This window comes from Halorubrum persicum (assembly GCF_002727125.1).
Taxonomy (GTDB): Archaea; Halobacteriota; Halobacteria; order Halobacteriales; family Haloferacaceae; genus Halorubrum; species Halorubrum persicum.
On sequence record NZ_NHOA01000043.1, the window covers coordinates 39,890 to 64,340 of the forward strand.

29 protein-coding genes and 1 tRNA gene are annotated in these 24,451 nt (G+C 69.0%); 13 read left to right on the forward strand and 17 right to left on the reverse strand.

Translation table 11 applies throughout. The features are described 5' to 3' along the window. Window positions 1–29: 29 nt before the first annotated feature. Window positions 30–923, reverse strand: a complete 894-nt coding sequence (locus DJ69_RS06995) for an HpcH/HpaI aldolase/citrate lyase family protein (protein ID WP_099254961.1) — start codon at window positions 921–923, stop codon at window positions 30–32. An 86-nt stretch (window positions 924–1,009) separates the two neighbouring features. Between DJ69_RS06995 and DJ69_RS07000 the strand changes: the two genes are divergently transcribed. Next, window positions 1,010–1,477 carry a MaoC family dehydratase gene (locus DJ69_RS07000; RefSeq protein WP_099254962.1) on the forward strand — a complete coding sequence of 156 codons (468 nt, stop codon included), beginning with the start codon at window positions 1,010–1,012 and terminating at the stop codon, window positions 1,475–1,477. A 33-nt stretch (window positions 1,478–1,510) separates the two neighbouring features. On the opposite strand, the gene cyaB is transcribed toward DJ69_RS07000, so the two are convergent. After that, complete coding sequence (cyaB, locus tag DJ69_RS07005; protein WP_099254963.1) at window positions 1,511–2,107, reverse strand: class IV adenylate cyclase; 597 nt, start codon at window positions 2,105–2,107, stop codon at window positions 1,511–1,513. A 161-nt stretch (window positions 2,108–2,268) separates the two neighbouring features. On the opposite strand from cyaB, the gene DJ69_RS07010 reads away from it, so the two are divergent. Beyond that, window positions 2,269–3,186, forward strand: a complete 918-nt coding sequence (locus DJ69_RS07010; protein WP_099254964.1) for an FKBP-type peptidyl-prolyl cis-trans isomerase — start codon at window positions 2,269–2,271, stop codon at window positions 3,184–3,186. A 101-nt stretch (window positions 3,187–3,287) separates the two neighbouring features. Continuing rightward, on the forward strand, window positions 3,288–3,551 hold the full coding sequence (locus DJ69_RS07015; protein ID WP_099254965.1) for a hypothetical protein: 264 nt from the start codon (window positions 3,288–3,290) through the stop codon (window positions 3,549–3,551). A 19-nt stretch (window positions 3,552–3,570) separates the two neighbouring features. Here the strand turns inward: DJ69_RS07015 and DJ69_RS07020 are convergent, their stop codons facing one another. The 4 genes from DJ69_RS07020 to DJ69_RS07035 all read right to left on the reverse strand — a co-directional run bounded on the left by DJ69_RS07020 (window position 3,571) and on the right by DJ69_RS07035 (window position 6,209). Continuing rightward, a complete protein-coding gene (locus tag DJ69_RS07020) occupies window positions 3,571–4,224 on the reverse strand; it encodes an RAD55 family ATPase (protein WP_099254966.1) in 654 nt (217 codons plus the stop codon). 74 nt (window positions 4,225–4,298) lie between these two features. Beyond that, window positions 4,299–4,973 (reverse strand): MinD/ParA family ATP-binding protein, encoded by a 675-nt coding sequence (locus tag DJ69_RS07025; protein WP_180271743.1) that lies wholly within the window; start codon window positions 4,971–4,973, stop codon window positions 4,299–4,301. 82 nt (window positions 4,974–5,055) lie between these two features. After that, the gene (locus tag DJ69_RS07030) at window positions 5,056–5,448 is read right to left on the reverse strand and encodes a YlbF family regulator (RefSeq protein ID WP_099254968.1); all 393 of its coding nucleotides are present in this window, start codon (window positions 5,446–5,448) and stop codon (window positions 5,056–5,058) included. Between the two features lie 98 nt (window positions 5,449–5,546). Further along, window positions 5,547–6,209 carry an alpha/beta hydrolase gene (locus tag DJ69_RS07035; RefSeq protein WP_099254969.1) on the reverse strand — a complete coding sequence of 221 codons (663 nt, stop codon included), beginning with the start codon at window positions 6,207–6,209 and terminating at the stop codon, window positions 5,547–5,549. Window positions 6,210–6,399: 190 nt separating this feature from the next. Between DJ69_RS07035 and DJ69_RS07040 the strand changes: the two genes are divergently transcribed. The 3 genes from DJ69_RS07040 to DJ69_RS07050 all read left to right on the forward strand — a co-directional run bounded on the left by DJ69_RS07040 (window position 6,400) and on the right by DJ69_RS07050 (window position 9,534). After that, on the forward strand, window positions 6,400–7,101 hold the full coding sequence (locus DJ69_RS07040; protein WP_099254970.1) for a hypothetical protein: 702 nt from the start codon (window positions 6,400–6,402) through the stop codon (window positions 7,099–7,101). Between the two features lie 96 nt (window positions 7,102–7,197). Beyond that, complete coding sequence (gene dph2, locus DJ69_RS07045) at window positions 7,198–8,241, forward strand: diphthamide biosynthesis enzyme Dph2 (RefSeq protein WP_099254971.1); 1,044 nt, start codon at window positions 7,198–7,200, stop codon at window positions 8,239–8,241. 216 nt (window positions 8,242–8,457) lie between these two features. Beyond that, window positions 8,458–9,534, forward strand: a complete 1,077-nt coding sequence (locus DJ69_RS07050) for a receiver/sensor box histidine kinase (protein WP_099254972.1) — start codon at window positions 8,458–8,460, stop codon at window positions 9,532–9,534. An 11-nt stretch (window positions 9,535–9,545) separates the two neighbouring features. On the opposite strand, the gene DJ69_RS07055 is transcribed toward DJ69_RS07050, so the two are convergent. Next, window positions 9,546–9,995 carry a TIGR00725 family protein gene (locus tag DJ69_RS07055; RefSeq protein ID WP_099254973.1) on the reverse strand — a complete coding sequence of 150 codons (450 nt, stop codon included), beginning with the start codon at window positions 9,993–9,995 and terminating at the stop codon, window positions 9,546–9,548. Window positions 9,996–10,088: 93 nt separating this feature from the next. Here DJ69_RS07055 and DJ69_RS07060 point away from each other — a divergent pair, with 93 nt between their 5' ends. Beyond that, window positions 10,089–10,745: an HAD family hydrolase gene (locus DJ69_RS07060; protein WP_099254974.1), complete on the forward strand. Its 657-nt coding sequence runs from the start codon at window positions 10,089–10,091 to the stop codon at window positions 10,743–10,745. Between the two features lie 65 nt (window positions 10,746–10,810). Further along, window positions 10,811–13,183, forward strand: coding sequence for an ATP-dependent DNA helicase (locus DJ69_RS07065; RefSeq protein ID WP_099254975.1), 2,373 nt, complete (start codon window positions 10,811–10,813; stop codon window positions 13,181–13,183). A gap of 350 nt (window positions 13,184–13,533) precedes the next feature. Here the strand turns inward: DJ69_RS07065 and DJ69_RS07070 are convergent, their stop codons facing one another. The 3 genes from DJ69_RS07070 to DJ69_RS07080 form a co-directional block, all read right to left on the reverse strand. Then, entirely contained in the window at window positions 13,534–14,145 is a 612-nt protein-coding gene (locus DJ69_RS07070) for a translation initiation factor IF-2 subunit beta (RefSeq protein ID WP_050034145.1), read from the reverse strand. A 159-nt stretch (window positions 14,146–14,304) separates the two neighbouring features. Continuing rightward, a tRNA-Met gene (locus tag DJ69_RS07075) sits at window positions 14,305–14,379 on the reverse strand. Window positions 14,380–14,485: 106 nt separating this feature from the next. After that, complete coding sequence (locus tag DJ69_RS07080; RefSeq protein WP_099254976.1) at window positions 14,486–14,734, reverse strand: hypothetical protein; 249 nt, start codon at window positions 14,732–14,734, stop codon at window positions 14,486–14,488. 159 nt (window positions 14,735–14,893) lie between these two features. Between DJ69_RS07080 and DJ69_RS07085 the strand changes: the two genes are divergently transcribed. Next, window positions 14,894–16,510, forward strand: a complete 1,617-nt coding sequence (locus DJ69_RS07085; protein WP_099254977.1) for a long-chain-fatty-acid--CoA ligase — start codon at window positions 14,894–14,896, stop codon at window positions 16,508–16,510. A 48-nt stretch (window positions 16,511–16,558) separates the two neighbouring features. Here DJ69_RS07085 and ftsY read toward each other — a convergent pair whose 3' ends face one another. The 7 genes from ftsY to DJ69_RS07120 form a co-directional block, all read right to left on the reverse strand. Further along, window positions 16,559–17,662 (reverse strand): signal recognition particle-docking protein FtsY, encoded by a 1,104-nt coding sequence (ftsY, locus tag DJ69_RS07090; protein WP_099254978.1) that lies wholly within the window; start codon window positions 17,660–17,662, stop codon window positions 16,559–16,561. Window positions 17,663–17,671: 9 nt separating this feature from the next. After that, window positions 17,672–18,127, reverse strand: coding sequence for a prefoldin subunit alpha (pfdA, locus tag DJ69_RS07095; RefSeq protein WP_099254979.1), 456 nt, complete (start codon window positions 18,125–18,127; stop codon window positions 17,672–17,674). Continuing rightward, a complete protein-coding gene (rpl18a, locus tag DJ69_RS07100; RefSeq protein WP_004050131.1) occupies window positions 18,127–18,303 on the reverse strand; it encodes a 50S ribosomal protein L18Ae in 177 nt (58 codons plus the stop codon). Before rpl18a ends, pfdA begins: the two co-directional genes overlap by 1 nt. A 364-nt stretch (window positions 18,304–18,667) precedes the next feature. Further along, a complete protein-coding gene (locus tag DJ69_RS07105; protein ID WP_099254980.1) occupies window positions 18,668–19,333 on the reverse strand; it encodes a translation initiation factor IF-6 in 666 nt (221 codons plus the stop codon). Between the two features lies 1 nt (window position 19,334). Next, window positions 19,335–19,613 (reverse strand): 50S ribosomal protein L31e, encoded by a 279-nt coding sequence (locus DJ69_RS07110; protein ID WP_099254981.1) that lies wholly within the window; start codon window positions 19,611–19,613, stop codon window positions 19,335–19,337. Beyond that, window positions 19,614–19,766, reverse strand: coding sequence for a 50S ribosomal protein L39e (locus DJ69_RS07115; RefSeq protein WP_004050128.1), 153 nt, complete (start codon window positions 19,764–19,766; stop codon window positions 19,614–19,616). It abuts the gene before it with no gap. A 96-nt stretch (window positions 19,767–19,862) separates the two neighbouring features. After that, window positions 19,863–20,981, reverse strand: coding sequence for a M20 family metallopeptidase (locus DJ69_RS07120; RefSeq protein ID WP_099254982.1), 1,119 nt, complete (start codon window positions 20,979–20,981; stop codon window positions 19,863–19,865). 108 nt (window positions 20,982–21,089) lie between these two features. Between DJ69_RS07120 and msrA the strand changes: the two genes are divergently transcribed. The 4 genes from msrA (at window position 21,090) to DJ69_RS07145 (ending at window position 24,399) form a co-directional block, all read left to right on the forward strand. Then, window positions 21,090–21,626, forward strand: coding sequence for a peptide-methionine (S)-S-oxide reductase MsrA (msrA, locus tag DJ69_RS07125; RefSeq protein ID WP_099254983.1), 537 nt, complete (start codon window positions 21,090–21,092; stop codon window positions 21,624–21,626). A 541-nt stretch (window positions 21,627–22,167) separates the two neighbouring features. Next, window positions 22,168–22,572 (forward strand): 6,7-dimethyl-8-ribityllumazine synthase, encoded by a 405-nt coding sequence (ribH, locus tag DJ69_RS07135; protein WP_099254985.1) that lies wholly within the window; start codon window positions 22,168–22,170, stop codon window positions 22,570–22,572. A 31-nt stretch (window positions 22,573–22,603) separates the two neighbouring features. Beyond that, window positions 22,604–23,758, forward strand: a complete 1,155-nt coding sequence (locus DJ69_RS07140; RefSeq protein ID WP_099254986.1) for a pyridoxal phosphate-dependent aminotransferase — start codon at window positions 22,604–22,606, stop codon at window positions 23,756–23,758. A 128-nt stretch (window positions 23,759–23,886) separates the two neighbouring features. After that, window positions 23,887–24,399 carry a universal stress protein gene (locus tag DJ69_RS07145; protein ID WP_099254987.1) on the forward strand — a complete coding sequence of 171 codons (513 nt, stop codon included), beginning with the start codon at window positions 23,887–23,889 and terminating at the stop codon, window positions 24,397–24,399. Window positions 24,400–24,451: the final 52 nt, after the last annotated feature.

A 24,451-nucleotide genomic window follows, 5' to 3' on the forward strand; every position in this document is an offset into this window, starting at 1 on the left:
TAACTGTGACGAACGGTTCGGTTCTTGACTCAACCGGAGCCCTCCGAACCGCCCGCGGCGGCCCGCTCGACGATCCGCTCCGCCTGCGCGATCAGGGGTGCGTCGATCATCTCGCCGTCGACTTGGAAGACGGCCCGCCCCTCGCGATCCGCGGCGTCGCGGGCGCTGAGCACCGTCTCGGCCCACTCGACCGCCTCGGCGTCCGGCGTGAACGCCGCGTTGATCGGGTCGACCTGAGCCGGGTGGATCGCGAGCTTCCCGTCGTAGCCGAGCGTGAGCGCGAACGCGGCCTCCTCGCTGAGCCCTTCGGTGTCAGAGAAGTCGGTGTACACCGTGTCGATCGCGTCGACGTCGGCGGCGCCGGCCGCGAGGACGACGTGCTCGCGGGCGTACAACACTTCGGTCCCGTCGTCGGTACGGGTGGCGCCCACGTCGGCCGCGAGGTCTTCGGCGCCGAAGACGAGCGCGTCGGTCGCCGGGGCGGCCGCGATCGACTCCGCCGAGAGGACCCCCGACGCGGTCTCGACGAGCGCGAACACCGCCGGGTCGAGTCCGCGTTCCGCACAGAGCGCCGCGGCGTCTTCGACGCGATCCGGCGACTCCACCTTGGGGAGCATGACCGCGTCGAGCCGCAACGATCCGTCGGGATCGCCCGAGTCGCCGCCGTCCGCGGGTCCCGAACCACACAGCGCGTCGAGGTCGGCAACCGGGTCGGCGGCCGTGATCCGGACGCACACCTCCGCGTCGGGGTCGAAGTCGGGGTCGGTGAGCACCGCGCGGACCGATTCGCGGGCCTCCGCCTTCCGATCGGGCGCGACCGCGTCTTCGAGGTCGAAGCAGATCACGTCGGCGCCGGCGCCGGGTGCCTTGCGCATGAGCTCCGGGCGGTCGCCCGGCGAGAACAGCAGGCTTCGTCGTGCCATGTCGCCCGGTCCGCACGCATCGACATAAATCGTCCCGACGCCGGGAGAGCGGTAGCGATTTGACCCCGCCCGCCGACGGTGGCGCCATGTCCGGACGCTACTACGAGGAGTTCGCGGTCGGTGAGACGATCGAGCACGCGAAGCGGCGAACGATAAGCGAGGCCGACAACCAGCGGTTCTGCGACATGACGATGAACCAGCAGCCGCTGCACCTCGACGCGGAGTTCGCCGAGGAGACGCAGTTCGGCGACCGGCTGGTCAACGGGCTCTACACCATGTCGCTCGCCGTGGGGGTGTCGATCCCGGAGACGACCGACGGCACCATCGTCGCGAACCTCTCGTACGACAGCGTCGAACACCCGAATCCGGTGTTCCACGGCGACACGATCCGCGCGCGATCGACCGTCACGGACAAGCGGGAGACGAGCGACGGCGAACGCGGCGTCGTGACGATGCACGTGGAGGCGTTCAAGATCGACGAGGGCGACGACGTGCTCGTCTGCGAGTTCGACCGGACCGTGCTCTCGGAGAAGCGGCCCGACGGCGAGGAGTAGCCGGCCGTCGGGAACCCGCCGTCGGGCGCCGGCTCAGTCGTCCCGCTCGCCGTCGGCCAGCAACAGCCCGAGATACGACGTGCGGACCTGCGAGTCGCCGTCGAGCCCGAGCCGGTCGAGGGCCGCCAGCGCCTCGTCGCGGGTGGCCTCGATCGCCCCCTCGTCGCCGATCTCGCGCTCGATCTCGACGAACTCGCCGACGCCGTCGACCGCGTCGAGAGTGACGGTGAACCCTTCGAACGACCAGAACTCGCGGCGCTTCTCGACGACCGCGGCCGGGTCGAATCCGAGTTCGGAGAGCACGCCGGCCATCGCCTCGCCGTCGTCGACGGCGGTCTCGTGTTCCACGCGCGTCTTCGACTCCCGGTCGAGGCGGGGCCCCTTGTACGTGAGTTTGGTCGTCTCCGCGGACGAGTCCGCCGACGACCGGGGCTCTCCGTCGATCCCGTCCGAGAGGGGGACCTCCCGTCTGACCCGAAGCGCCTCGTCCGTCTCGGCGAAGTCCCGGTGGGGGGCGTCGTAGTACGCGTCCCGCTGGCGCCGGGCGTCGACGCGCTCGGCGCCGGCCTCCCGCAGTCGCTCTCGAACGACACCGACGTCCGCCGGGACCTTGATCTCGACCTCGTACATACCCGGACTCCGCCGGCGCGGTTGTTAAGCGCGATGGGACGCGCTCGCTGGGAAGGCCCGTTCTCGCGGCCGTTCGCTCCGTTTCGACGGGAGCGTCGTGAGCCGCTGCGACGCCGGGTCGAACCGTGCGCCTTAAGGGTGTAACAAGAGACGTTCAGGGTATGAGCGATCAGGAGCAAGCGGACGCGGCCGAAGACGCCGACGAGGCCGAGACCGAGGGACTCGCCGACGGCGACTTCGTGCGCGTCGCGTACACGATCCGAACGGCCGACGACGGCCGCGTCATCGACACGACCGACGAGGAGACCGCCGAAGAGGCCGAGATCGACACCGAAGAACACGAGTTCGAGCCGCGCATCATCGCGCTGGGCGCGGGTCACGTGTTCCCGTCCGTCGAGGAGGCCTTCATCGGCGCCGCGGTCGGCGACGAGGGCGTCGTCGACGTGCCCGCCGAGGACGCCTTCGGCGCGTACGACCCCGAGGAGGTCGAGACGGTCAAGGCCGACAAGATCCCCGAAGACAGCCGCTACCCCGGCGCACAGGTCCAGATCGACAACCAACAGGGCTACCTCGAGACGATCATCGGCGGCCGCGCTCGCGTCGACTTCAACCACCCGCTGGCCGGCGAGGATCTCGAGTACGAGTACGAGATCTTAGAGCAGATCGACGACCGCGAGCAGCAGGCGTCCGGTATGCTCGGGATGTACCTCCAGGAGGCGCCCGAGGTCCGCATCGAGACGGTCACCGAAGAGGAGGAGAGCGTCACCGAGGACGACGACGGCGAGGAAGTCGTCGAGACCGAGGAGGTCGAGAAGGACGTGCTCTACGTGACGGCGACGCAGGCGATGCAGATGAACCAGCAGTGGATGTTCCAGAAACAGCAGATCGCGCAGGACCTCATGAGCCGACTCGACCTCGACCGCGTCGTCGTCGAGGAGGTCATTGAGGGCGGCGGCATGGGCGGTCTCGGCGGTATGATGGGCGGCATGGGCGGCGCCGGTGCGGGCGACATCGAGGAGGCGCTCGAAGACGTCGACGTCGACGCCGACGAGATCGTCGACGAGATCGACGAGGAGTAACTCCGACCCCGGTCGAATACATCGGACCGGCCGGATCGGCCGAACCGTTCGTGCGACCGCGAACCGATCCCTTTTGAACTGCGGTCGACCCACGGAGAGACATGGAAATCGAACGTGCGCGCGACGACCTCGTCGTCGCCGCGAGCGCCGGGGGTACGACGATCGCGATCGCCCTGCTGTCCGGCGTCGCCGGCGTCGTCGAGGTGTCCACCGTGCCGACGCTGGCGCCGCTCCTCGTCTATGCGGGGTACCTCTTCTCGCGGAAGGGCGGGCCGTACGGCTCGCTCGACCGCCCGCGGAACTGGGCGGCGACAGCGGTGCTCGTGGGCAGTATCGTCGTCGCGGCGTCGATGCTATCGGGGTGACGCCGGCCCGCGCGCCGGCTCAGGCGATGTCTCGACTCGTGTCAACCGACACGGTGTCGGTGAGTTTCAGTTTGAGGGGCTCCTCGAGGGCCGCGCCGCCGCGGAACTTCGGCACGATCAGGCGATTCACGATCTCCGTGCCGGTGACCGTCGTCCGGAGGTCGAAGACCACGTCCGCGATCTGCTCAGTGACGGTCCGGTTTTGTCCGTTCTCCCCCTTGAGTGCGTGTATCACCGCGATTCCCCCCGACTCGGCGACGTGGCCGCGAAGGTCGGTGAGAAACGACCCGTATCGCGATCGGTCGGCCGCCTCCAACGGCTCGACGGAATCGACGACGAGCGTCGCGCGTTCCGGGAGATCCGCGGCGGCCGCCAACACGTCGTCGATCGGGTCCTCGCGGTCCGTTTCCTCGACGACCGTGTCCCCGTCGTCTCCTTCCGTCCCGTCGCCGTTATCTCCCTCTCTCTCCTCGTCGAGGACGAGGGACGCTTCGACCGCGTCGGCCGAGCGCACCGTCGTGAGGTAGCGACACTCTCGCGGGCGCGAGAACCGGTCGACAATCAGCTCCGACTGGCTTGCGGGGTCCGCCTTCAACACGACGAGGCTGCCGCTCGGGAGTCCGCCGCCGAACTCCCTGTCCAGCACGGAGATCCCAGTCGGGAGCGTCTCCATACCCTCGCTGCCGGCTCTGGAGGTTTGGCTCTGTCGATGGGGGACGAGCGCCCGACCTGAACCGGGTGCGGGGCTCACGCGACCCGCCAGCGCTCCGCCCCGTGTGCGTCGGCGAGGCGGCGAGCCAGGTCGTCGTACGCCGCTCGCACCGACGAGTCGGACAGCGGCTCCGGTTCGGCCCGCGGGACACGCCCGAGCACCTGACAGCCGAGCAGGTCGCTCACTCCCGCCGGGACCGACTCGGCCCGGACGGCGACGACGCCGATCGGAGCGCAGTCCAGTCGACGCGCGAGCGCAGCGGTCTTCGCGGCGTCTCGGAGCGCCGCCCGCCGAAGCGGCGTGACGAGGAGAGATCTGTCGGCAGCTCGGAGCGGGGCCGCGGCGTCGGGCGACGCTCCCGCGGGACAGTCGACGAGAGTCGGCGAGTCGTCGGGAACCGCCGCTGACAGCGCTCCGAGGGCTCGCCTTGCATCGGCATCCGCGGGCGCGTCCGGCGGCGAAAGCACCGTCGGCGCCCGGCGGTCCGGGGAGATTTCTCTCTCGCCCCGGACCGCGTCGAGCACGGTCGGCGCGTCCGCGGCGGACTCGCGGTCCGCACCGGTCGCGCTCGCCAGCCGTGCGAGGTTCGGGAGGTCCCAGTCGGCGTCGGCGGCGACGACGGGGGCGCCCCGCCGCGACAGCGCCCGCGCGAGCCCCAGCGTGGTGGTCGTTTTCCCGCTTCCGCCCTTACCGCCGGCCACAGCTATCACGGGGTGTGTGCGGCGGGATCGCCGATAAAATACGGGAGAGGAACAGGGAGGGTCGGGGGGAGGCGGGTGAGGTCGGAACGACTCAGTCCTGACAGCAGCCGCCGGCCTCGCCGCCGAAGTCGACCGCGAGCGGCCCCGAGATGGCCTCGTTCACGGCCTCGAGAGTGTCGGTCAGCTCCGCCTGGGCGTCGAGGAACTCGCTCATGACGGGCATCGAGTGAAGCTCGTCTTGGGCCGCTTGGACCTTCTGGAGCCCGGAGTTCGTCGCCTGTCCGGTTTCGCGAGCCTGCATGAACTCCGCGCGGAGCTGCTCGAACTCGTCGATCTTCGCCTGGACTTCCTCGTCGCGCTGGACCGCTTCGCGAGCCGACTCGAACCGCTCGTACTCCTGCGTTCGGGCGATTCGCTCGCCGAGCTCGCGACCGAGGTCCTCGATGGTGGCCTGTTCGTCCGGAGAGGCCTGTTCGACGCTCATACCCGATCCTCGGGACGGATCGGTTTCAACCTGCCGGAGCCGGGGGTGTCTGGGTGCGTCGGTCGGGACGCCGACGAGCCGCCGTTTCGGCCGTCCGGTCACTCGGCTCCCGCGACCTGCGACTCCACGAACGCCACGACATCGCTCAGCTCCCGTTGGCCGATACCGTGACCGCCCGGGTAGCTCCCCCGCGTCACGGCGGCGCCGACCTCGGCGAACCGGTCGGCCGCGGCGGCCGACCGCGACTCCGGAATCACGCGGTCCCCCGCCCCGGCGCCGACGAACACCGGCTTTCCCTCGATCCCGTCCGGCTCGAGGTCGCCGTGCGCGTCCGCGAGGTAGCCGTGGAGCGCGGCGACCCACGCGTAGCGGTCCGGGTCCTCCAACAGGAGCGAGAGGCTCGTGATCGCCCCCTGGCTGAATCCGAGCAGGCCGATCCGGTCGGCGTCGAGGCCGTACTCGTCGACCGCGGCGTCGACGCTGTCGGCGACCAGGTCGAGGCTCCGTCGGAAGCCCGCCGCGTCCGGCTGGCTCGCTTCGAGGCCCCCGGCGGAGAGGTCGAGCTCGTACCACGTGTACCCGCCCTGCAGCGGGTCGGGCGCGCGCAGGCTCACGACGTGAAGCCGGTCGGGGAGGCGCTGCGCCACCGGCAGCAGGTCCTCCTCGTCGGCCCCGCGGCCGTGGAGCACGAAGACGCCGGGGGCGTTCTCGGGGTCGTCGTCGGGCGCGACGTGAACGTGTTCGAGGGGAAGGTCGGCCATGTGTCCCGCGTTCGTCGGCTCGGGGGTTGTATCCGTCGGCCGCGGCAGCGATCGGGCAGGCAGAGAGGTGGACCCGAAACCGGACCAAGTGGGTGGATCGGACGGCGAGTCGGGGGCCAATCAGACGGCGGCCGCGATCCGCGACGATCCGCGCGTGACCTATTTGTGGGTCGCGTCGGGAGTGCACATCATGGATCCCCGCACCACCGCCGCCGTAACCGCGACCCTCCTCCTCGTGGCCGGAATCGCCGCCGCCCCGATGGCCGACGCGCGCGCACCGCCAACGCCGATATGCGGCGTCTGTGACCTCGATCGGACGGCGCCGGACGGAACGAAAGTGACCGCCGGCGAGAGCTCCCTGACCGTTACGCTCCACGGGAACGGGTCGACGACGTGGGAGGCGCGGGCCGATCTCGCGGCCGGCAGCGACGCGCTCACGGCGAACGAGTCGCTCCGACGAACGGTCGTCGCCGAGGCGGTTCGCGACGGGATCGCGGAACCGAGGGACGTCGACGCCCGCATCGACGGAGACACGCTCTCGGTCGAGTATCGCGATCCGAACGTCACGGAACGCCACTTCGGCGTCGTGGTGTTCACGCCTCTGACGCCGGCATCCCCCTCGGGTCTACTCGTCGCCGGTGGCGAGGGGCCGCGGTACCTCGGCGCCGATCGGCTGACCGTCCGCGGGGCACCCGGCTGGGAGGTCCGCGGCAACGCGAGCGCGAGCCGTTCCGACGGGCGTCTCGTCTGGACCGACGACGCCGGCGAACCCGACGATCGGGGGCGGGTCTTCGTCGGCGTGGAGCAGGACCCGGTCGCCGTCGAGGAGCGTGCGATACTCCCCGGCCCGCGGGCGTGGATCGGGCGGCTGCTCACGAGCAACACCCTCTGAGGTCGTGCGCACCGCTCTGGAACGTTCACGAACGTCTCGGACGGAACTCACGGTCGAGCGCGCCGTTTAACCGTCCTGCCGCACAATTCGTTCGACATGAGCGGCTCCACGGAGGGCGACCTCACCAAGACGGGGATGGCCCTGAAACACGATCGCGAGTGGGACTACGAACTCGACCGGATCGTCGAAGCCATCGAAGAGCGCGACGCCTCCAAGGTCGGCCTCCAGTTCCCCGAGGGACTCAAGCGCCGCGGCCCGAAGGTCGCCGACGACCTCCGCGAGGTGGCGCCGGACGACGTCACCTTCATGCTGTCCGGGCAGCCCTGTTACGGCGCCTGCGACCTCGACACGTACCTGATGCGCCGGACGGACGTGTTCGTCCACTTCGGCCACACGCCGATGAAGGAGTCCGACAGCATCGTCTACGTCCCGCTGTTCTCGAACGTCGACCCGTTCTCGATCATGGAGGACGCGCTGGAGGAGGAGCTCGCGCCGCCCGAAGAGGACGCCGACGTGGGGCTCGTCACGACTGCCCAGCATATGAACCGGTTCGAGGAGATGACCGACTGGCTGGAGGAGCGCGGCTACGAGGTCCACACCCGCCGGGGCGACGACCGACTCACGAAGGAGGGGCAGGTGCTCGGCTGTAACTACGCCTCCGCGGACATCGACGCCGAGCAGGTGTTGTACGTCGGCGGCGGGAAGTTCCACCCGGTCGGGCTCGCGATGGAGCACCCCGACAAGCGGGTCGTCATCGCCGACCCCGTCAACAACGCGGTGTCGGTCGCCGAGCACGACCAGTTCCTCAAGCAGCGCTACGCCTCGGTTCACAAGGCGATGGGCGCCGAGAAGTGGGGCGTCATCTTCTGTACGAAGATCGGCCAGGGCCGCTGGGAGAAGGCCCAGGAGATCGTCGAGAACAACGAGAACGCCTACCTGATCACGATGGACGAGGTGACGCCGGACCGCCTCCGCAACTTCGACATGGACGCGTTCGTCAACACCGGCTGTCCCCGGATCACGACCGACGACGGCCCGCGGTTCCACAAGCCGATGTTGACGCCCGGCGAGTACGAGGCCGCGATCGGCGAGAAGCCGCTCGACTCGATCGAGTTCGACACGTTCCACGACACCTGGTAGGCCCGCGGGACGCCACGGCTCGCCGTGCCGCCGGCTAGGCCCCTTCGCCGTACCGCCGGTTGACCCCCATTCGCCATTTCGTCGGTTGACGCACTTTCGCCGTGCCACAGTAGCGGCGTCGGCCGTGGATCGCAGTTCTTCCTCGGGCACCGGCTCCGAGTCAGCGCCAATACTTATACCGTGAGCGACCGCGGGATCAGTACACGGGTTAGCGAAATGGCATCGGCCGGCAACTCCGTCACCGTCGCCCTCGCCGCGAGAACGCCGAAGCGAGCGGCAGCGATGGCGACATCGCTGGAACGCACGGACGGTCGCTTCGTGGTCGAGCCGGTGTCGGGAACCGACGCAGCGCTGAGCATGCTCGAAAACTCGGCGGTGGACTGCGTGGTCGCCGTGGGCGACCCCGCCGGCGCGACCGGGGTTCGGTTCGTTGAATCGGTCCGGGACCGGCACCCGACGCTCCCGATCGTGTTCTGTCCCGGCGGAGCGCGCGAGCCGGAAGCCGTAATTGAGGCGTTCGAGGCGGGCGCGACCGATGTCGCGCGAGCGTGCGGAGAACCGAACTGGACGCCCGTTCTCCGACGCCGGATATCGAACGCCGTCGCGTCCGCCCGCGCCATCGCCGAGGCCGAGCGACACCGCAAGCGCCTCGAAGCGTTCGTGAACGGGGTGTCACACGACCTTCGGAACCCGCTCAACGTCGCGCAGGGGCGGCTCGACCTCGTGCAGCGCGAGGGCGACCTCGAACACGTCGACGACGCGGCGGCCGCGGTCGATCGGACGCTCGAACTGATAACTGACCTGCTGACCCTCGCGAAGCAGGGGGAGCGACCGGAGGAGCTGGAGTCGATCGAGCTGTCCGAACTCGCCGACCGCTGTTGGGGGAACGTCGCGACCGGCGACGCGACGCTCGTCGTCGACAGCGACCGGACGGTGGTTGCGCATCCGAGCCGGCTGAAACAGCTGTTGGAGAACCTGTTCCGGAACAGCGTGGAACACGGCGGAGACGACGTGACCGTCACCGTGGGGGACATCTCACCGATGTACACCACGACGCGCGCCGAGGCCGTCCTTCCCTCTGGATTTTTCATCGAGGACGACGGACCGGGCATCCCCCCCGCCGACCGCGAACGCATCTTCGAGGTGGGGTACACGACGGACGAGAACGGCACGGGGTTCGGCCTCAACATCGTTAGCGAAGTCGCCAGCGCCCACGGGTGGAACATCGAGGTGTCCGAAGGGACCCGCGGAGGCGCCCGGTTCGAGATCACGGGCGTCGAGAGCGGCGGCTGATCGCCGGGCTGTCAGTCCGTTCTCGCGGCGCGCTCGACGTATGCCACCGCGTCGCTCGGCGATCCGACCGCTTCCACGCCGGCGACGTCGTGCGTGTCGAGCCCGGCGACGGCGCGTCCGTGCGCGAGCGCCAGCCCGATCTCCGAGAGCGTGCCGTGTGCCCCGTCGACCGCGATCGCGGCGTCTCCGTTCAACACGACCAGCGCGTTCCGGGCGTGGCCGAGGCCCGTCGCGATCGGGACGGTGACGTGGGGGTTCGCGTCCGCGCGGCTGTCGGTCGGCAGGATGCCGATCGTCTCCCCGCCGGCGTTTGCGGCGCCCCGGCAAACGGCCGCCATCACCCCGCCGAGCCCGCCGCAGACGACCGTGTGACCACGGTTCGCGAGCCGTTCGCCCAGCTCTTCGGCGACCGCCGCCGTCTCGGGCGGAACCGAGCTCCCGCCGATGACGCTGACGCGCATACTCCGGGTCGGGGGACGGGAGTATATAAACGAACGCCGTATCCGCCGTGGGATTGGTGAAACCCTTTTAAGTGCTGAGCGTCGATGGTTCCTATGACGTACGATACCGTCGTGTTCGACAACGACGGTGTCCTCGTAGGCCGCACGCGCTTCGACGTGCTCCGGGATGCGACCCGGGACGCGTTCGAGGAGTGCGGCGTCGAGGAGCCCGATCCGGACGACGTAGAGCGCATGACCATCGGTGCGACCCCCGGCAGCGTGGGGACCGTCTGCCAGACGTACGACCTCGATCCGGGGTCGTTCTGGCGGACTCGCGACGACGTGGTCTCGAAGGCCCAACAGCAGGAGGCGCGCGAGGGACGCAAGACGCCCTACGACGACCTCAACGAGCTACAGAGCCTCGACGTGGAGATGGGAATCGTCTCCTCAAACCAACAGGCGACCGTCGACTTCCTCGTGAACCACTTCGACGGATTCGACCGATTCGGCGCCGCATACGGCCGAGAGCCCACGATCCACTCGCTCCAGCTCCGTAAGCCGAACCCTCACTACATCGAACAGGCGCTCGGCGACCTCGACGCCGGGAACGCCCTGTTCGTCGGCGACAACGAGTCCGACGTGCGCGCCGCCGAGAACGCGGGCATCGACTCCGCGTTCATCCGCCGGCCCCACCGGCGCGACTGGGAGCTGAACGTCTGGCCGACGTGGGAGATCGATCGGCTCTCGGACCTCCACGACATCGTCGGCTAGGACGACCTCGCCGGTCGGCACCGTTCTCTCAAGCTTTAACTCCGGTCGGGAGCAACGCCGCCACAGTGACAGACGCCCCCCCGTGGACCGACTTCTTCGGCCACGAAGAGCCGTATCCGGAGCAGGCCGACGGGATCGACGCGGCGATCGACGCCGCCGAGGACGGCGGCTTCCTCGCGCTCGAGGGCGCGTGCGGGACGGGGAAGACGATGCTCGCGCTCACCGCCGGGATCGACCGCGTCCGAGACCCCGACTCCGACTTCGAGCGCGTTCTCGTCCTCACGAGCGTCAAACAGCAGCTCCGCCAGTTCGAGACGGACCTGGAGACGGTCAACGCGAACCTCCCCGACGGCTACGACCCGGTCTCCGGACTCACCTTGGTCGGGAAGGCCGACGTGTGTCCGTACGCCCGCGAGAACCGCGGCGGGATCGACCGCGAGAACGTGTACGAGCGCTGTGAGGGCCTCCGCGAGCGCACCCGCAACCTGGTCGGCGATGGCGGCGCGACGACGACCTCGAACCTCGTGAGCGAGGCGCGGAACCAACAGGTCGGGCTGCTGGACTCCGGGACCGCAACCGCCTCGACCGGCGACGGAGGCGGCGGCTCCGGCGCCGCCGACTACCTCGCCGTCGACGGCGAACCCACTCCGTACAGGCCGGACACCGAGGAGTTCGAGGGCACCGAGTTCTGCCCCTTCTACGCCGGCTTCCTCGACGACCTCCCGGAGGACGGCGACCCCGCGGAGGCGGTCCCGTTCGACGTGACCGAACTCGGCCACGTCGGGCCGGCGGAGCTGGTCCGGCTCGCCGCCGGCCACGGCACCTGCCCCCACTCGATCATGGGCGCGCTCGTCCCCGAGGTCGAGGTCGTGATCGGCAACTACTACCACGCGTTCGACCCCGTGACGACGGGAACGTTCACGGGCGCGCTGCTCGACGACTCGACGTACGTCGTCTGTGACGAGGCCCACATGCTCGAACCGCGCGTGCGCGACCTCGTGAGCGACCGGGTCGCCGACGCCAGCCTCCGGGACGCCGAGAACGAACTCACGCGCGTCGTCCAGCCGCTTTCCTTCGAGACGGCGGGCGCGGAGTCTGACGACGCCGCGCTGGTCCGCGGCGAACTGGAGGACGCCGACGTAAGCGTCGACGAGATCCAAGCGGTTCGGGAGTTTTACGCCGATCTTCGCGGCGAGCTCGATCGCCGGGTTACCGAACGACTCGACCGCGAGCGTCCGGACTGGCGGGCGTCGATGCGCGATCTCGACGACGATGAGATCGCGCTCCGCGACCCCGAAGAGCCGGCCGAAGACGATATCACGACGTGGGCGAAGCGGGAGGGGTACGCAGACCGCGTCTGGGCCCGCGCCGAGCAGGTCGGGGCGGTCGTCAAGCGCGTGCTCGACTCGCTGGAGGAGGAGGACAAGAAGCGCGCCGCGCCGGGTGTCGGTCGCACCCTCAACGCGTGGTACCGCGAGGACCACGAGGAGTTCTTCCGCGCGATCGACTTGGAGCGGACGTGGGACGAGACTGCGCCGCCCGACTCGTGGCGGCGCGCGTACAACGCCGGCCTCGCGCTGTACAACTGCCTGCCGAGCGAGCCGATCGGCGACCGGCTCGCGGAGTTCGGCGGCGGCGTGTTGATGAGCGCGACGCTGGAGCCGATGGACGTGTTTCGCGAGGTCACCGGACTCGATCACCTCGAAGACCGTGGGCGGCCCGTCGTCGAGCGCACCTACGGGCTCTCGTTCCCGGAAGCGAACCGCGCGAGCCTCGCGGTCGACGCGCCGAAGTTCACCCATCAGAACCGCGGTGCGCCCGGGGAGGAGAACGACACGCGCCTCGCGCACCTCGACGCGACCGCGGCGGTGGCGAGCCGCGAGGGGAACGTGCTCGTCGGGATGCCGAGCTACGCGGAGGCGACGTGGATGGCGGAGTCGCTCTCGGAGCGGCTCGACAAGCCGGTGTTGCTCGACGAGTCGTCGGGCGACCGCGCCACGGAGTCCCTGAAGGACGACTTCTTCTCCGGAGCGGGGAAGGTGCTCGTGACGAGCCTCCGGGGGACGCTCACCGAGGGCGTGGATTACCGCGGCGATCGCCTGTCGGCCGCCGTGGTCTGCGGCGTCCCGATAATCAACACCGCGCGACCCCGGACGCGGGCGGTGATCACGGCGTACGACAGGCGGTTCGAATCGGGGTTCGAGACCGCGCTCACCGTTCCGGCGGTCCGGAAGGCCCGTCAGGCGGTCGGTCGCGTCATCCGCGGTCCGGACGAGCGGGGGGTCCGCGTCCTCCTCGACGCGCGGTACGCCCGCGAGTCGTGGAACAGCGTCCGCGAGTACCTCCCGGCGCACGAGCGCGAGGAGTACCAGCCGGTGAGCCCGGACATGCTCGGGCTCGCGCTCGATCGGTTCGAGCGGCGGGTCGGCGGCGACTGAGGCGTCGGGCGGTGAGCCGCTGGCGGCGGCTGAACCGACCGCGTATCGCGGGCGGTCCGCTGAAGTTACCACTCACGTAACGCCCCGTTCGACGGGGGTATCGGCCTCGTAACTAACCCCTCGGGGCGCCCAGAAGGCCATGATGAATCATTCGGGATCAAAACGGCGATACCACGTGGTCTGCAGAGAGTGTCGGCTCGAACGGCTGTTCAACATCGTCGACGACGCGGACAGCCTCGAACGCGAACACGTCTTGGAGACCGGCCATCGAGTCGCAGTCGAGCGGATCTGCTAACTCACGCCCTGAACGGGGCCGCTGCGGCGCGCGGTTCGAAAGCGGACGGAGAAGATCAGTTCTCGCGGCGGGCGAACGCGAGGTTTCCGGAGACGTTCTTGATGTAGGCCGTGACCGTTTCGCCTTCCTGCGCCCCGGGGACGAACACCGTGTACTCGCCGCGCTCGGCGACGCCGTCACCCTTGCGTCCGGTGCCGACGATCTCGAGCTCGTACGTGTTGCCCGACTCGATCGCCTCCTCCTGGCGCTGCGTGTTCGAGGTGTTCTGCTTGGCGACGGGCCGGAACGCCCCGCAGGCCTCACAGCGGAGCATCGGCGTGCGGTTCTCGGTCTCCAGCCGCGTGTCCGGGAGGCCGCACTCAGAGCAGGTGACGAACGACTCGATGTACGAGTCGATCGCGGCCTGGAAGTCGCGCTCACGGAAGTTCCCGCTGTAGCGGGCCCGCCCGTCCTCGTACTGGCCAGCGGTACCGAGCTCCTGCTGGATCTTCGAGTGGACGTGTTCGGGGTCACGGCTCAACGCGTCGGCGATCGCGGAGAGATTCGTTAGTCGGGTGAACGCGCCGTCCTTCTGCGCCTCCGGGTCCGGGACCGACAGCCGCTCGTCGGAGCCGCCGAGGTCCGGTACCTCCTCCATCGCACGGTCGAGGCTCGATTCGTAGTCCATACCGGACGGAACGGCGGCGCGACGGAAATCGCTTCCGGGTTCGGAATCGATCGACGGCGACACCGCTACGCGGCGGGAGATACGAGCCGAATCGGACGAGAATCGATGAAACGAGGGGGAACCGAACGCGCGACTCAGCGTGTGGCGTTCGTCCAGAAGTAGCGGGAGGTAGATTTGAACTACCGATCTCCGGGTTATGAGCCCGGCGGAATCTCCTGGCTATCCCATCCCGCTATCGTATCAAAACCGCGTGCGACTGTTAAGGGTTCTGATCCCGTCGCCGTGTGCGATTCCCCCACGATGCGTTTAAGTACCGATCGGCGGCGGTTGCAGCCGGTGATCAGCGCGCCTCGTCGTCGGCGGCAACGTCGTCCGAGTCAGCGCTCGCGGCCGCGTGCCGCTGGCTGAGCCGAAGCGCGGCGAGCGCACCGATGGCGAATCCGATCGGTAACAGGGCCTGGGCGGGCTCACCCGAGAGCGCCCGCGGGGCAGTCAGTCCGGCCATCACGGCGAAACACAGCGCTATCAGCCCGGCGATCGGGACCACGTAGCCGTCGGTGATCGGCGATCGGTCGGAGTCGTCGCTCATACGGGTGTCTCCGGGTGGCCGGAGTAAAAACCCGGGGCGGACGCGACGGGGGTCGCGGTCGAGCCGGCTCCGAACGGGCCTCCTCGAGCCGAACCGATCGCGGCGTCCGTCTTGCTTCGGCCACAAACGCTATTATGAATCATAGATAGTTATAAATTGATGCGAAAACCGCTACTGACGACGGACTTCCTAGACCGGGCGCGGCGCCACTACGCCGACGAGGAGGCTGTCCTCGCCGTGGACGGAACGCGATACACCTACGCCGAGTTGGGCGAGCGCGCGGATCGGTTCTCCGCTGCCCTGCAGGAGCGCGGGATCGAGAAGGGTGACCGCGTCGCGGTGTTGGACCCGAACACCCACTACCACCTGGAGGCCGCTTACGGCGCGATGCAGACCGGCGCGATCCACACTCCGCTGAACTACCGACTCACGCCAGGCGACTTCTCGTACATGCTCTCCGATGCCGGCGTCGACGCCATCTACGCGGACGCCGAGTACGCCGCGAACGTCGAAGCGGTCCGCGACGAGGTGCCGACCGAGACGTTCCTCACGAACGACGCCGACGCGGTCGAAGGCGACTGGGAGTCGTTCGACGAGGTGCTCGACGACGCGGACCCCGACGCCTACGAGCGCCCGGAGATGGACGAAGACGACGTGATCACGATCAACTACACCTCCGGGACCACCGGCGATCCGAAGGGGGTCTGTCGCACCCACCGCTCCGAGACGCTGCACGCCTACCTGATCACGATCCATCAGGAGATCACCGACGACGACGTGTACCTCTGGACGCTGCCGATGTTCCACGTCAACGGCTGGGGGCACATCTACGCGATCACGGGGATGGGCGCCCGCCACATCTGCACCCGCGGCGTCGACGTCGCCGAGACGTTCGACCGGATCCGGACCGAGGACGTGTCGTACTTCTGTGCGGCGCCGACCGTCCTCAACATGCTCGGCGACCACTACGCCGAGCACGGCGGCGCGACGACCGGCAACAACGACGTGCGGGTCGCCACCGCGGGCGCGGCGCCGCCGGAGACGACGATCCGCACCGTCGAAGAGGAGTTCGGCTGGGGGCTCAAACACGTGTACGGCGCGACCGAGACGGGGCCGCTCGTGACGACATCGGACGCCAAGCGACACTACGACGCCGACTCCGACGACCGGTTCGCGATCAAGAAGACGCAGGGGATCGGCTACCTCGGCACGGACGTGCGCGTGGTCGACGAGGACGGCGAGGACGTGGCCGCCGACGGAGAGACGATCGGCGAGATCGTCGTCCGCGGCAACCAGGTGATGGACCGCTACTGGAACAAGCCCGAGGCCACCGAGTCGGCGTTCTCCGAGCGACTGGAGGGGTATTACCACATGGGAGATCTGGCCGTCGTCGACGAGGACGGCTTCGTCTCGATCCAGGATCGCAAAAAGGACATCATCATCTCCGGGGGCGAGAACATCTCCTCGATCGAGTTGGAGGACACCCTCTTCGAGCACGATGTCGTCTCCGACGTTGCCGTCATCCCCGCCCCCGACGAGCGGTGGGGCGAGACCCCGAAGGCGTTCGTCGTCCCCGAGAGCGGCGATCCCGACGACCCGGGCGCGACGCCCGAAGAGCTCACCGCGTTCGTCCGCGATCGCGTCGCCGACTACAAGACGCCCGGCGAGGTGGAGTTCGTCGCCGAGCTACCGACGACGGCGACCGGGAAGATCCAGAAGTACGAGCTGCGCGAGCGCGAGTGGGACGAGGAGGACCGGATGGTCGGGGAGGGATAAGAGCCGACGGCGGAAGAAGAGCGGTCGCCTGGTCCGGCTCTCGCCGAATCAGTCCTCGCCGAGGAGGCTCTCGACGAGCTCCTCGGGCTCGAACAGGGTGAGGTCGTCGTACCCCTGCCCGGTCCCCAGGAAGAGGATCGGCTTCCCCGTGACGTACGCGACGGAGATGGCGGCGCCGCCGGAGGAGTCGGCGTCGGCCTTCGTGAGGATCGCGCCGTCGATCTCGGCGGCGTCGTTGAACTCCTTCGCGCGGTTCACGGCGTCCTGCCCCGCGACCGCCTCGTCGACGAACAGCGTCATGTCCGGGTCGACGACGCGGTCGATCTTCTCCAGCTGGGCCATCAGGTCGTCGCTCGTGTGGAGCCGGCCCGCGGTGTCGCCGAGGACCACGTCGATGTCGTTCGCCTCGGCGTACTCGACGCCGTCGTAGATCACCGCCGCGGGGTCGCCGCCCTGATCGTGGGAGATGAGCTCCCGATCGAGCCGGTCGGCGTGCTCCTGTATCTGCTCGTTGGCGCCCGCGCGGTACGTGTCGCCGTTCGCCATCACGGACGAGTAGCCGCGGTCGGCGAGCCATTCAGAGAGCTTCGCGATGCTCGTCGTCTTCCCGACGCCGTTGACGCCGGTGAAGACGATCGTGACGGGTTTGTCCGCCTCGGCGATCCGCTCTTCGAAGTCGAACTGCCCGACGGCGATCACGTCGAGGAGGGCGTCGTGAAGCGCCGATTCGACGAGCTCGCCGGTCGTCTCGACCTGTTTGCGCGACTCGCCGAGCATCTTCTCTCGAACGGTGTCCAGGATGCGCTCGGCGACGCTCATCTCCACGTCGCTCTCCAGGAGGGCCATCTCCAGGTCCCACAGCGGCTGCTCTAGGTCCTCCTCTTCGATGATGATCCGACCGGTCGCGAACGCCTTCGCCCGCTGGAAGGTGCTCGGCTCGTTGTCGCCGTCCTCGTCGTCAGCGGCGGCGTCCTCGGCCGGCGATCCAGCGGGGGCGGTTTCGCTCGCCGCGGGCTGCTCGCCCCCGGAATCCTCGGGGGCTGCGCTCTCGTCCGCCGCTGCCTCGTCCCGCTCTGCGGGCTCCTCGACCTCGGCGTTCTCCTCGACGTCCTCCCGGAACCCGGAGAGCTTGTCTTTCAGTCCGTCAAACACGGTCGGTCGTTACTCCTCGTCGCCCTGGCCCTGCTGCATCTGCTGCATCTGCTGTTGCTGCATCTGCTGTTGCATCTGCTGGGCCTGCTGTTCGAGCTCGTCGCTCTCGTCTTCGAGCTCGTCGACCTCCTCCTCCGTCTCTTCGATGCGGTCGTTGAGCGCCTCCTGCTTCCGTCGGAGCACGTCGATGGCGTCCTCCTCGCTCTGCTCGGCCGAGTAGTTGCCGCCGAGCGAGACGATGATCTCGTCGATGTCCTGAACCTCGGCGCGGACGTAGGCGCCGCCGCCGAGCGGAACCTGCACCGTCGAGCCCGAGTCGAGGGTCTCGATCGCCTCGACCGCGTCGTCGATGTCGGACTGCTCCTCGCGGTAGTCGGCGATCTCGGCTTCGAGCGCCTCGATCTCCTCGTCGAGCGCCTGCAGCTCCTGGGAGAGCTGCTGGAGCTGCTGTTGCCCGCCGCCCATCATGCCGCGGACACCTCCTCGATCTCGATCTGGGTGCGCTTCCGGCTGTGCTGGCTCCCGACCGTCGTGTAGATGCGCTCGCGGGCGAGGTCCTCGTTCTCCGCCTCGACGTCCTTGGTGAACGGCTGGAAGCCGTCTCGACTCTGGAACCGTCCACTCACCGTGTAGGTACTCATGTTCACCGATCCGGCAGGGACAGGGAAGTATCTTCCTAAAAAGCGAGACGCGAACGCGCACGGCCGAACCAACCTGAGCGCCACACAGCGGCCCACGTAGTCCGAAATTCGACACCACCGACTGGCAGCATCCGTCTCCCTGTGACGCACGGCCGCAGAGCGCGATCGGCCTGCCGGAACCGGGGGCCCGGAGTCGTCTCGCCGGCGGCCACCGTCGGGAATCGATCTCTCGTCGGGAACCGACATTCGATAGCGGACACCCAGTACGGACAGACACCCGCCACTCTGCGGCGCGTTGAAACGAGGGACAGAACCGCCGGAAAAGGCGCGGTCGGAGCGGCTGAGTGTGAAGGGCGTGCCGGCCTCAGTCGATGAAGCCGAGCGTCTCCTCGATCCGGCCCAGTTCGGGACCGGTCGTCTCCTCGCCGACGACATATCCGTCGTCGGTGGCGACGAGCCCGGAGCCGACGAGCGGCGCGCCGTAGTTGATCGTTCCGAGGTCGGCGCGGACGTCGAGCGCCTCCTCGACGGCCTGCAGCTCCGATTCGGTCGATTGGGGGTGACAGAGCACGCCGGTGTTGTTAGCGACCGCGGCGGTGCCGACCGTTCGCACGTCGCCGAGGTCGCCGCGGACCACGGGGACGTCGAGGGTCTCTCTGATCGTCACGATCGACTCGCGCGGCAGGTCCGGGTGGACGTAGGCGCCGTAGTCGTTCGCGAGGACGACGTTCCCGGCCGCGTTGATCTCACCGGGGAGCTCCCCGACCTCGCGGTCGGCGGCCTCGGCGATTCGCGACTGCTCCCGTTCGGTCGCCCTCGCGGAGACGAGCACGCCGTTCTCGTTGCCCGTCGCGAGGGAGCCGACGGTGTTGGCGCCACCGACGGTCGTGAGGAGGGGATCGGCGCCCAGTTCCTCGCCGAGCGCGTCGGCGAGGTCCTCGTCGACGTCCGGCCGGACCAACAGGAGGTCGTCGATCGCGCGGGCGAACACGCCCACGTACGACGAGCCGGTGAAAGTCGCCCGTAACACGTTACTCGGCGTGCTCGGCTTCGACGACGGGCTCGCCGTCCTCGACGAACCGGGCCGCGCGGACGCGGACCTTGCTCGGCGGGTTCTGGCGCCCGTTCGCCCAGACGACCTCGTTGACCGAGGTGTCGAGGACGACCTCCTCCTCGTCGACGGAGAAGTGCTGCGCGAGGTGTTCGCGGACGATCTTCATCGCGAAGTCGGCGCGTTCCTGGACCGGCTTGTCGTTGGCGTCGCGGAGCGGGACGGTGACGACGCGCTCCTCGAAATCACTCGTCGACATTTACTCGTCCAGGTCGTTCCGGCGCCAGTTGCGCCGCTTGGGGTTTCGCGTCACGTTCATGTCGGTCTTCATCATGACCCACGCGGGGACGCGGGTGTTCTGGCGTTCCGCCTTCGCCAGACGCTTCTTTTGAGCCTTCGACTTGTCTCCCATAGTGGCGCACACTTCCCCCGGGGCGCATAAAACCCCTTCCATACCGCGTCGCTCGGTGGGATCGAGCGTCGCGCGGCGCACCGCGTCGCGGCCGGGTCAGAACGCCCGCTCGCCGAGGGTCTCGTAGATCCGGTAGCAGCGCTCCAGCACGTCGACCGCGACGCTCTCCGACTCGGTGTGCGCCTCGCCCGGCTCGGAGGCTCCACAGACGACGCAGTCGGTGCCGGCCTCGGCCAGCCAGCCCGCGTCGGTGGCGTGGGGTTTGACGACGTGTTCGGGCGCGTCGAGCCCCAGTTCGTCGTGCACCTCGCTGGCGGCCGCGAGCGCGGCGTCCGCGAACGTGTCGTCGCCGCAGGCCATCGGCGGCAGGTCCTGATCGATCTCCCAGTCGACGCCGTCGACCGCCTCGGCGGCGCGAGCGAGGTCGGCGCGATCGCCGGGGACCGTGCGCTCGTCGATCGTCACCTCGCAGCGCTCGGGGATCACGTTCCACGTCTCGCCGCCGTGGACCATCGTCACCGCGAGCGATCCGGTGACGCGCTCGCCGAAGACGGTCGCCGACGGCGCGGCGAGCCCTCGCACCTCGTCGATCGCGTCGCTCGCGCGGTAGATCGCGTTCTCGCCGGCCTCGGGCTCGGAGGCGTGCGCCGCGACGCCGCTCGCGACGAGCGTCGAGGCGCGCCGGCCCTTGTGCGCGACGGCGATGTCGGTGACGCCCGGCTTCGAGTACTCCGTCGACCCCTCGGCCACGACCGCGTAGTCGGGGGCGAACCCCTCCTCGATCGCGTGGCGCGCGCCGGTCCCGCCGACCTCCTCGCCGACGAACGAGGCGACCGCGAGCTCGCGGCCGGCCGGCGGTTCGGCCTCCCGGAACGCGAGCAGACAGGCCGCGACCGCGCCCTTCATGTCCGCCGCGCCGCGGCCGTAGATCCGCCCCTCGCGGCGCTCGACGACGTAGTCGCCCGCGTTGCCTTCGCCGGTCGTCTGGCGGTCCGCCGGCGGCACCACGTCGTGATGGCCGACGAGCGCGAGGGTGTCGGCGTCGGGGTCGTCCGTCGCGCCTTTGTACGCGAGCACGTTGCCCGCGTCGTCGCGCTCGATCCGCGCGTCGGTCTCGTCGCGCAGCCACGCCTCGATCGCGTCGCCGGCGGCGGTCTCGTCCTCGTGGGACGGTATGGCGACCAACTCCTCGGTCAGGTCCGCGAGTTCGCGCATACGGTCGGGTCGGCGCTCAGCCGCTTAAAAACTGAGTGTGCGGAGACGGTCGCACCCCGGTCGCGGTGGCGCGGGCCATTAATACGTCTCCGAGCCCTTGCTCCCAGTATGTCCGATCAGCTCGAAACCGCGACGCTCGGCGGCGGCTGCTTCTGGTGTGTCGAGGCGGCGCTCGAACAGCTCGCCGGCGTCGAGTCGGTCACGTCCGGCTACGCCGGGGGCCACGTCGACGACCCGACGTACAAGCAGGTCTGCTCCGGGAACACCGGTCACGCCGAAGTCGTGCAGGTCGAGTTCGACCCCGACGTGATCGCCTACGACGAGGTGCTCGAAGCGTTCTTCGAGATCCACGATCCGACCCAGCTCAACCGGCAGGGGCCCGACGTTGGCTCCCAGTACCGCTCGATCGTCCTCTATCACGACGAGGACCAGCGCGCGGTCGCCGAGGCGTACATCGACGCGCTCGACGAGGAGTACGACGACGACGTGGTGACGGAGCTCGAGCGGCTGGAGACGTTCTACCGCGCCGAGGAGCACCACCAGGACTACTTCGCGAAGAACCCCGACGACGCCTACTGCACCTTCCACGCGAAGCCGAAGATGGAGAAGGTGCGCGAGAAGTTCGAGGCGAAGGTCGCGAAGTGAGACGGTTCCGAGCTCGAAGGCTCGAACGACTGTTTATCCGCGACCGTCGAGCGTTCGTCAGTGAACTCCTCGAAAGCTCCAGCCGCTCGTTTTTGAGTGGTTGACGGCAGCGCCGCGGTGAACACCGCCAAAGCCCCAGCCGCTCGGCTGTACAAAATCATTGACACCGCGAACACCGCCAAAGCCCCAGCCGCGAGGACTCGTGCGGCTCGCTGCGCGCTTCAGTCGCTCGCGGTGCTCGCTCCTTCCAGTGCTTGTGTCGCCGAGCTTCGCCCTCGCGACTGCCCCTTTGAGTCCCTCCCTACACACTGTAACCGCAGCCTCACGCCTCCCCAGCCTCGTCGGTCGTCCTCCGCGTTGCTTCGGACGACCGACTCCCTCGCACGCGCTCCTCGCGGCCGTTGGCCGCTCGGAGGCGCGCGCCACCGCGACCGAGGATTTATAAGAACATAGCAGCGCATCGTCCGCGACCCGATCGCGTTCGCCCGGCAACCCTCCTCCGGAACGGTAGACCTTTGGCGCCGCCGGTGCGAGCGAGCGTATGGTCTCGCTGGGACTGGTGGTGGCGCGGTTCAACGACTCCGTCACGGAGCCGATGGCCGAGGCCGCCCGGGAGGCGGCCGCCGACCGCGACGCCGTCGTCGTCGACGAACTGAGCGTGCCGGGAGCGTACGACAGCCCGCTGGCCGCCGACCGCCTCGCACGCCGAGACGACGTCGACGCCGTCGCGGTGATCGGCGCCATCGTCACCGGCGACACCGACCACGACCACGTGATCGCGAGCGCGACCGCCGAGAAGCTCACGCAGGTGAGCCTCGACCGTGACACCCCCGTCACGTTCGGCGTGAGCGGTCCGGGAATGTCCGGCGCGGAGGCGCGCGAGCGCATCGACAAGGGCGCAGACGCGGCGGACAGCGCGATCGACCTCGTGGAGGAGCTCGAATGACGGGCGCGCGGTCAGCACGGAGGACACCACAATGAGCGACGCATACGACTTTTCAGAGCGGATCGGACGCGTAGAGCCCAGCGCCACGCTGGCGATATCGAACCTCGCTGCGGAGAAGGAAGCCGAGGGCGCCGACATCGTCGACCTCTCGGTCGGCGAGCCCGACTTCGACACGCCGGCGAACATCGTCGAGGCGGGCAAAGCGGCCCTCGACGCCGGCCACACGGGCTACACCTCCTCGAACGGGATCCCGCAGCTCAAGGAGGCGATCGCGGCGAAGCTCCGCGGCACCGGCGTCGACGCCGACGCCGACGAAGTGATCGTCACGCCCGGCGGCAAGCAGGCCCTGTACGAGACGTTCCAGACGCTGATCGACGACGGGGACGAGGTCGTCCTGCTCGACCCCGCGTGGGTCTCCTACGAGGCGATGGCGAAGCTCGCCGGCGCCGACCTCTCGCGGGTCGATCTGGCGCCGCACGGGTTCCAGCTGGAGCCGGCGCTCGACGCGCTCGCGGAGACGGTCTCGGACGAGACCGAACTGCTCGTCGTCAACTCCCCGTCGAACCCCACGGGCGCGGTCTTCTCGGAGACCGCCTTGGAGGGCGTCCGCGACCTCGCGGTCGAACACGACATCGCCGTGATCTCCGACGAGATCTACGAGCAGATCACGTACGACGCCGACCACGTCTCGCTCGCGAGCCTCGAGGGGATGGCCGATCGGACCGTGACGATCAACGGCTTCTCGAAGGCGTACTCGATGACCGGCTGGCGGCTCGGCTACCTCCACGCGACCGACGAGTTCGTCGGGCAGGCCGGCAAGCTCCACTCCCACTCCGTCTCGTGCGCGGTCAACTTCGTCCAGCGCGCGGGCGTCGAGGCGCTGGAGAACACCGACGAGTCGGTCACGGAGATGCGGGACGCGTTCCGCGACCGCCGCGACCTCCTCGTCGACCTGTTCGACGAGCACGGCGTCGACGTCGACGTGGGCGACGGCGCCTTCTACATGATGATCCCCGTCGACGACGACGATCAGGCGTGGTGCGAGGCCGCCATCGAAGAGGCGTCCGTCGCCTGCGTCCCCGGCGGTGCGTTCAACGCGCCCGGGTACGCCCGGATCTCGTACGCCGCGAGCGAACAGCGCCTGCGCGAGGCGGTCGATCGGCTCGTCTCGAACGACCTACTGTAGGCCAGCGGGCCGGCGGCCGCTCTCCGCGACGGGGAGCCGACGACTCTCTGTCCGAAGCAGAACCGGCGTGAGAGGGAATCTGCGCTGCGTTTTTATATCTCCTATCCGAAACTTCTGCCGCTGATAACATGTACGACAACATACTATACCCAACGGACGGGAGCGCTGGGTCAGAAGCGGCGGCGGCGCACGTGGGGACGCTCGCGGCGACGTTCGACGCGACCGTGCACGTGTTGCACGTCGTCGACACCCGCGAGGGGGGGTTGGGCCTGAGCGGGGCGTTCCTCGACGAGGAGAGCCAAGCGATGAGCGGCCGAACGCCCGACGAGGGGTACATCGGTCGGCACGAGGACGGACCCGACCTGGACGAGATCGAGGCCGAAGTCACCGCCCACGCCGAGGAGCTCATCGAGGACTCGGCCGGCTCGCTCGACGGGATCGACGTGACCACCGCCGTCGTGATGGGGACGCCTCACTCGGCGATCCTGCAGTACGCTGACGACAACGACATCGACATCGTAGTGATGGGAACCCACGGGCGGACCGGCGTCGAGCGCTACCTGCTCGGCAGCGTCACGGAGAAGGTGGTGCGGCTCTCGGACCCGCCGGTGGTGACGGTCCGCGCCGACGAAGCGGAGTGACGCCGCGTTCTCTTTTTGTACCGAGTGCGGCCGATGCGACGTTCCGAAACCC